8 protein-coding genes are annotated in these 7,191 nt (G+C 48.4%); all 8 read right to left on the bottom strand.

Annotated features, from left to right (window positions below; all coding sequences use genetic code 11):
* Nucleotides 1–687 (bottom strand): AAA family ATPase (locus tag AB1611_15605; GenBank protein MEW6381016.1); only part of this gene is annotated, 687 nt, incomplete at its 3' end.
* A gap of 636 nt (nucleotides 688–1,323) precedes the next feature.
* Entirely contained in the window at nucleotides 1,324–1,554 is a 231-nt protein-coding gene (locus AB1611_15600; protein MEW6381015.1) for a hypothetical protein, read from the bottom strand.
* Nucleotides 1,555–1,723: 169 nt separating this feature from the next.
* Nucleotides 1,724–2,053: a recombinase family protein gene (locus AB1611_15595; protein ID MEW6381014.1), complete on the bottom strand. Its 330-nt coding sequence runs from the start codon at nucleotides 2,051–2,053 to the stop codon at nucleotides 1,724–1,726.
* Between the two features lie 136 nt (nucleotides 2,054–2,189).
* Nucleotides 2,190–3,095, bottom strand: a complete 906-nt coding sequence (locus tag AB1611_15590; protein MEW6381013.1) for a DUF3991 and TOPRIM domain-containing protein — start codon at nucleotides 3,093–3,095, stop codon at nucleotides 2,190–2,192.
* A gap of 57 nt (nucleotides 3,096–3,152) precedes the next feature.
* Nucleotides 3,153–3,893 carry an ATP-binding protein gene (locus tag AB1611_15585; GenBank protein ID MEW6381012.1) on the bottom strand — a complete coding sequence of 247 codons (741 nt, stop codon included), beginning with the start codon at nucleotides 3,891–3,893 and terminating at the stop codon, nucleotides 3,153–3,155.
* Nucleotides 3,890–5,419 carry a helix-turn-helix domain-containing protein gene (locus AB1611_15580; protein MEW6381011.1) on the bottom strand — a complete coding sequence of 510 codons (1,530 nt, stop codon included), beginning with the start codon at nucleotides 5,417–5,419 and terminating at the stop codon, nucleotides 3,890–3,892. Before AB1611_15580 ends, AB1611_15585 begins: the two co-directional genes overlap by 4 nt.
* Nucleotides 5,397–6,332 carry a chromosome partitioning protein ParB gene (locus tag AB1611_15575; GenBank protein MEW6381010.1) on the bottom strand — a complete coding sequence of 312 codons (936 nt, stop codon included), beginning with the start codon at nucleotides 6,330–6,332 and terminating at the stop codon, nucleotides 5,397–5,399. Before AB1611_15575 ends, AB1611_15580 begins: the two co-directional genes overlap by 23 nt.
* A 34-nt stretch (nucleotides 6,333–6,366) precedes the next feature.
* Nucleotides 6,367–6,930 (bottom strand): hypothetical protein, encoded by a 564-nt coding sequence (locus AB1611_15570; protein MEW6381009.1) that lies wholly within the window; start codon nucleotides 6,928–6,930, stop codon nucleotides 6,367–6,369.
* Nucleotides 6,931–7,191 lie beyond the last annotated feature (261 nt).

Below are 7,191 nucleotides of genomic sequence, written 5' to 3'. Positions count from 1 at the left end.
GTGATCGGTAAGCCAATCCGTAAGCTCTATTGCTGCCAGTGGCAAGCATGGCCACTCCGTACAGTAATACAGGTTGCTCGGTACCGCCGATCCACAAGTAAGCTTGCCGATCCTCTCCCTTAATCGCCGGTCCGAGTCCTCAAGCGCCAGGTAGAGCACGTCGGCTTGTGGTACATCTACGGAGCTTAACACTTTGCCGCCGTAGGCCACACCGAGCCCCCAATGTAAGGACAGCCAGCTCTTGCCCACCTTGGGTTTGCCCGCCAATACGGTAAGGCCCTGTGGCAACAATCCGGGTATGATCCACTGGATCGGCGGTATATCCCGCTGCATCAACTCTGCCGCACTTGCTGGTTGTGGCCTGCTCGGTGTTACTGGTTTGGCTTGCTGGTCTGGCTGAGCCTGCTTACCTCTGCTTGCTGCTGTGGCCAGCAATATGGTCCGCTTACCATATGTCCGGCCCTGGTCATCGGGGTGGCCATCCCATTTGTTGGCGATGTCTGGCCATGCCGGAGCCAGCCTAATAAGCTGATCGATCCGGTCAGCATCTATACCCAGTCCGGCCATAATACGGCATAGGCCAATATCCCAATCGACTACTTGGCCTTGCCAGTAATCCTTACCAGATCTGCCTTGATACCTCGCGGAGATTATTGCCTCAATTTGCTCATCAACCTGCTCTGCCATCGCCCACCTCCGCCCTTACTTTGTTGCCGCAACAGTTTTTTTGGTCTCATCGAGGATGCGTTTGATCCCTCGCTCTACTCGCGGGCTCATGGGCGTAAGCCCATTAAGCATGCGGCACAGGGTCCCCTCGCTTGGCAGCCCCCCCAGAAACAATTTTATTTGCCATAGCCTGATTTTGGCTTTTCTAATTTCGGTTTTTAGGGGATGTGGCTTAACCGTATGAATTGTCATTAGTTTTTCCTTTCTTTACAAATTGTAATCGTAAGTTATTTTTAATGACTAAATATTTGAAAAACAAGGTTTAAGTTATGATTTATGGGGTTGTTGTTACGGCAGGAAATTTGATATACTAAGGAGCCAAAAAATTTAAGTTTTTCCCACCCGCCCCTTAGCTCGCTACTAAGGGGCTTTGTTTCAGTATATTATCAGATTTTTTTACGTATAACAAGCAAAAAATTTGTTAAATTTCAATGTGTTAGGGTTTTCACTCGTCATATTTGTGTCATACCAGTGTCATACCAGTGTCATACCAGTGTCATACCCGTAAATCCCCCTGGCCAGGATCACCGTAAACCTGGCCAGGGGTGAACGTCAATTAAGCCCCAAGGAGAAGGCTGTCATCTCTCCCCTGGTCGATCATGGGCAAGCCCTCCCACCGTCAGGCATACGGGATCGAGCCAGCTTGAATATTGCCCCTTCCCTTGAGTTTAGATACTGCTGTATGACCAGGATTGCCCCCCGCGCCTCTCCGATCTCGCATAGTTCGGCAAGCTCTGGAGTGGTCAGGTAAGCGGTGATGTCAGGCTCTTTTTTCCTGCTTCCGGGAATGGAAACGTTTTCTGGTACATCTGAAGGATGGTGATTCATATTCCCTCTCTTTACGTGGAGGGAGCCTTTTGAGATAATGACTTAACCGTCGTGGTAAGGCTCCGGTTAAAACCTCGACGGCCAGGTCTCGGAATGGTGTTTGCCCACCTTCCGAGACCGCCTTTAATTCCTGCCCTACTATCAACCTCGTTCTAACGAAGTTGATACCTTACACCTTTAATCCTTTGCTTTCTCTTACCTTTTGGCACTTTTTGAATAACTTCTCAGATACGATTGCCTGATGATTATTGGTTTCCACAATCCCGCCGAATTTCACCTTACCGGCATAGAATGGATTCTCCAGGAGCTTTGCAATTCCCCATATTGAGAGAGGACAGCCGGTCAGCTTCTTTATCCTGGCATAGCCGATGCCCTGAGAGTAAAGCATGAATACCCGCTCTACGATCCGGGATTCTTCCGGGTCCAGGTCAAAGTCAAACCTATGGCGCTCAGCAAAATTGACCCATGTGCGCTCAGATAAATTGGACCGTTCATCCACACTGTAAATCGATAAGCTGGGTATGAAGCAGGAGTTGTAGATGTGGATAGAGGTGAGGGATGAGGTAATGAGGTTATTTTACTTTTACGGACAAGCTATTGAGGGGCAATGGGTTGCTTTTAAGGAGGGAGTAAGATTAACTTCTTGACTTGTCGATCAAGACATCATTCCAATCATGTTTTGATGGCCGGAGCCTTTTGACAGTTGGGTACAGGGCGATCATCTTTTGAGCTAGCCGATCTCCGGTTTCATCAGAATCGAATCCGCAATAAATCTCATATCCGTTATCGATAAACGGTGCCAGCCAGAGAGGGTTTGGATTGGCACCTGCTGTTGACACAGCCAGGAAAGTGGGGCAAAGGGCAAAAAAGGAGATAGCATCGATGGCAGATTCGCAAAGTACCATATTTTTGGCAGAGGGGTTTTCGACACAGAAGTAGCCCAGGTCCTTTCTCGATCCAGGAGCCATACCTCGCCACCGTATCCGAGTGGTTCCTCGAAGTTCAGCACCTACCACCTTTTTTTCTTTTCCAAGGAGTAAAAAAACTGCATTACCTTTTATATCAGCATAGAGTTTGCCTGAATGAATGAGAGATTTTATCAGGGGCAGGGGAATAGATCGAGTATTCAGGAGGTAATTTACTACCTGTGGCAGTCTGGTATCATCTTTTGGGGGTGATTGGAAGGTGGACTTTGGGGTGATGAACCTTGGGATGCATCTATCCTCGGATTCCTTGATGAGTTTACTATCACAAGGTCTGTGCATATCACCGGAGAGGAATGTCCTGGCCAGCCAAAAGACAGCGGTTTTGAAATCGAAATTGTTTAAATGGATAGCCAGATCAATGGCACCGCCACCTCCAATACCTTTATTCCAGTTGATGAATTTGGTACCTGAGACAGAGATAACACCTTGTGAAGTATGCCACTTATGCTTATCGGATTTATCCTGGACAGCTTCGATCAGCTTTAAGACCGATACCAGGTCGATTTGGCGAACAAGGTTGGCCTTATTTTTTATCTCGTTGAAGGTATCAGACATATAGGGATGCACTTGCCTTTTCTTCAGGCTCTCTTTTTGCCATCGGGCAAAAGGTAATTAACTTTGGACGAGGCGAGGCCGCAGGCTGAGACAGTTTTTCATATTGATAACATGACTGTTTTCCGTCAGGCGGTCGATCAGTGCTGCTGTCAACTGGTCATTTTTGAGAAATGAAATCCACTGCTCAAAGCCAAGATTGGAAGTAATCAGGGTCGTCTTTTGCTTGTGCCTTTTTTGCATCAGGGTAAAAAACAGACCCACCTGAACAGGTTCAATCTCGACATAGCCAAGCTCATCAATAAGCAGGCAATCATAAGAGGCAAATTGTTTAATCAGTCTGTGTTCGGACATGTCGGCTCTTGATTTATAGAGTGCCTCGATGAGGTCGGGGAACAGGATGAATCGCCCGCTGTAGCCATGATTAATGGCCTTGATGAGACATGCTGTGGCCAGCCCTGATTTGCCGGTGCCTGTTGGACCGATCCAGATTATGTTTTGTGTTTTGGCCATATAATCAAAGGAGTCATAGATGGCCATGATCTTGTTTCTGTCCAGATTAGGTTGTCTTTGGAAAGGGAAGGTTTCCATAACCAGTTGTTCAGGGATTTGTGCCCTTTTGAGCCTCATTTTTCTTGAATTTTCCTTCTTGTTTTTATATTCCTCTTCGATGACATATTTGAGAAGGCGGGGATGGGAGAAGTTTTCCTCCTGAGCCATAGTCAGGAACCTGTCCCAATTGGCCAGCAATCCCTGAAGGCGGAGGAACTTTATCATCTTGACCAGTTCCTCGTCGATCATGATTCATCCTCCTCCACCTTCGGCTCCACCAGCACATCCTCCAGCAGCTTCTCATACACGGCCAGATTCGCTTCATCACTCAGGCGGCCCTCAAGGTAGGCTGGTCTTTTTTGAAATTCCTGGTCAATGGGGACATGCCTGATTTCACCCTCACCGCCGGTCAGGTACAAAAGAGCGATCCTCTCAACACAGCGGCTGTCGGTGATGCGATAGCATAGAGCACGTTTGATGGTCTTGATGAACAAGGGCATGGTGATCTTCTGATACAGCCCGAACAATTCTCTGATAACTTTATGCTTTTCTTTGCCTTTTTTGGATTTGAGAACAAACTCAAGGTAGGCATCCACATCCTTGTCCAGTGCCCTCAAGTTTTTTTCTTCCTGGGCAGTTGGCTCTTTGCGGTTCTTTGGTTTATATTCTGGTTTTGGCACCCCGCCAGGGGTAAAGAGCTGGTTTTTCACTCCCCAGGGAGGCAGGCGATATTCGGCCAGCAACTTTTGAGCCAGGTAAACTTTAAGATCACTGCTGTATTGCAGAAGGAGGGCCTCTCCCCGTGAGGTGCCTGGCACCCAGTAAAAGTTGCCATCAAAGGCTACATACCCATACTGGTCGATGTCCCTCTTATGGGCAAGGTAAGGTGGGGAAACAAAGGGGGGCAGTTTTACCAGATACGATTTTTCATGCTCAAAGGCTTTGGCCGGAATAAGGCCGCTTCTGCTCACTGGCCGATTGGCCATTCTCAGCGTTGCCCACTCAAGGGCTTTTTGGTTTAAATCCTCCATGCTCTCAAAGCTGCGGCCTGGGAAGAAATTGGTCTCCACCGTGTAGAAACTGCGTTCATTACCGGCTTTCCTGTTTGGGTGATTCAGCTCGTGACAAACATAGGTGAAGCCGAATTGTCTGGCGAACTGCTCCATTTCAGGTACGATAATGGCATTTTTCCCGCTGCCCCGAAGGCGGGCCAGGTTGGTATTATCAATGATACACACCCTGGCACTGTAGCCGAAGAAGGTAAGCGCCTCATGAAAAAAACATTTCATCTTAAAGCGGTCGAATGAGCGGTAGAATTTCAGATAGCGCACCTTGGAGTATCGGAAGTACAGGATGCTGCCTATGACCTTGATACTTTTGCCGCCAATGGGCAGAATATAGGATGAGGTATCGTGCTGCATTTCTGCCCCAGGCTCATCCGGCACACGACAGCAGCGGCCCTTGGCAGCCCCGCCAAGGCCAAGCTCTCGGATGAGGCGGCTCAAGGTGGAGTAGCCGATTTTCACCCCCTCCTCTTCGGCCAGTTTTTCGTGTATTCGCTGGATTCTGCCTGCACACTCATCGTAGAGCCGGACGAGAAGCTCTTGATCGATCATGATCTTGTCCCCCCGCACAGAACAAGGTGCCCTACCGCCTTGCTTGATGATAGAGCGCACCGTATTGCGGCTTATCTTCAGCCTGAAACTTATGTCCCGTATTTTCATGCCTTCCCTGTGGAGTAAAAAAATAGCCTTACGCTTGTCCTGATCGATCATAGAACTCCTTCAATGACTTCGAGAAAATGGGCAGCTTACTCAAAATTCCTCCTGCCAGAAGGTTGGCCTGGGCAAAGAAGGAATTGTTTTTAAACCGCTCGTCCTTCCCCTGATAGATAACCTTGCGCATATATTTTTGTATGATCTCAAGACTCTTGAGCATACTGCACTCAGGTTCACTCAAATTGCCTCCCGCCTGGGGCATCTGCCGCAACTGATCCAAGGCCCACACGATATGGCCGCTTTTGATCTGCTCCCTGAAATGATCGGGGCCATTGAAATAGCCATGCGCAAGCCTTTCTATGTCCCTGATGCTCAAATTCTTGCCAGCCACCAGGTTTACAAATTCGTCAACCTCACTGCCCTGCCCGGAATTCGAGTTCATACGTATGAACTGGCGAAGAGTATACATGTAGGAATAAACCGGGAATTCCCCCTTGAAGAGCTTCTCCATCACGCTATCGCTTATCTTTTCTATGATTCCAAGCCGCATACTTACCCATCCCTTGCTCCTCTCCAGGCTTTGGGCTATTTCCAGCAGGCCCATCTTGTGTACCTGCACAAGATCATCAATCAGCCTGGCCTGCTCCAGGATAGTCAAGCTCCTGGCATTCGAGATGCGTATCAGGTGGATAATCCCCATAGCCTCATCGGTTCCGAGCGAGCAATAAGGCACCATCCCGATACCCAGCTTCCTGGCACAGCGCAGGCGCTTGAACCCATTGAGCAAAATCCGCTTATCTTCTGTGCCTGCCCCCGTGTCAACCCTGGTGTCAACCCCCTCCAGGGGATCTCGGATGCCATAGTCTGAAATTGAGCACAAAAGCGCCTTCTCGGCTCCCTCATGCCTCATCCGGTAGCTTTCATACCGCAAATCCAAACTCGATATCTCTACCTGCTCTACCTTCTCCATCCTTTTTCCTTCCTCATGGCACCCTCTTTCCTCCTCACGGCACCTCTGCCCTGGGGTAAGCAAAATCATACCTGAACCTTTTGCGTTTTCCCATGCTGTGTTGTCTCATGATCTTTTCCAGCATGGCCAGGATCTCATCCATACTTACCCAGCGGCCTTCAATCAAGCCAATGATTGTCTGAAGATAATGAACTGTGACCTCATCATAGACCGGTTCAGAAGCATGGGCAGTTTCAGAAGCTTGGCCAGATGGTTTCTCATCATCAGTATCACTGCTATCAGCGTCATTACTGCCAGCATTGCCAGCATGGTCTCCATTACACGCCTGCTGCTCCTGACTGCTTCGCCGCTGCTCATTGAGGGCCTTCTTCTTGGCTTTGCCCTCATCGGTGCGGTAGTATTCGATACTCCGTTTCGTTGAACACTCTTTGCGATGGGCCTGCCTACAGCCAAATGGACACAAAAGATCACTTCGACCGGCATTTCGGGGGTGGGTGAGGAAAAAAATCCGACAATGCCTACACCTGGTTAAGCACTGCCGTAAATGCGGACTGGCCCGAAGAACTGAACGAAGGACATAGTAATACTGTAATACCATGTCCCGAATATCCTTCTCTCGGTACCATCTGGGAAGAAATTGGTAGGATAATTGAATTTTTACTATAAAAAAGCCAGGTTTTGACTTATAATACTAATGATTTTCGACATGCCCCATTCTACCACATCAATTTCGATGAGTAGGATGGGGTTTTTTGTTGATGGGCTTAATTTTTACCAATGATAGCTATAAGAGTAAAACCTACTACAGGTGGGTCAATTTATCTGAGCACAGACGGGTCAATTTTACTGAGCGGTATAG

The organism is bacterium (assembly GCA_040755755.1).
Lineage (GTDB): Bacteria > SZUA-182 > SZUA-182 > DTGQ01 > DTGQ01 > DTGQ01.
Note: the sequence above shows the minus strand (reverse complement) of the source record. Positions and strands in the feature narration are given on the sequence as shown.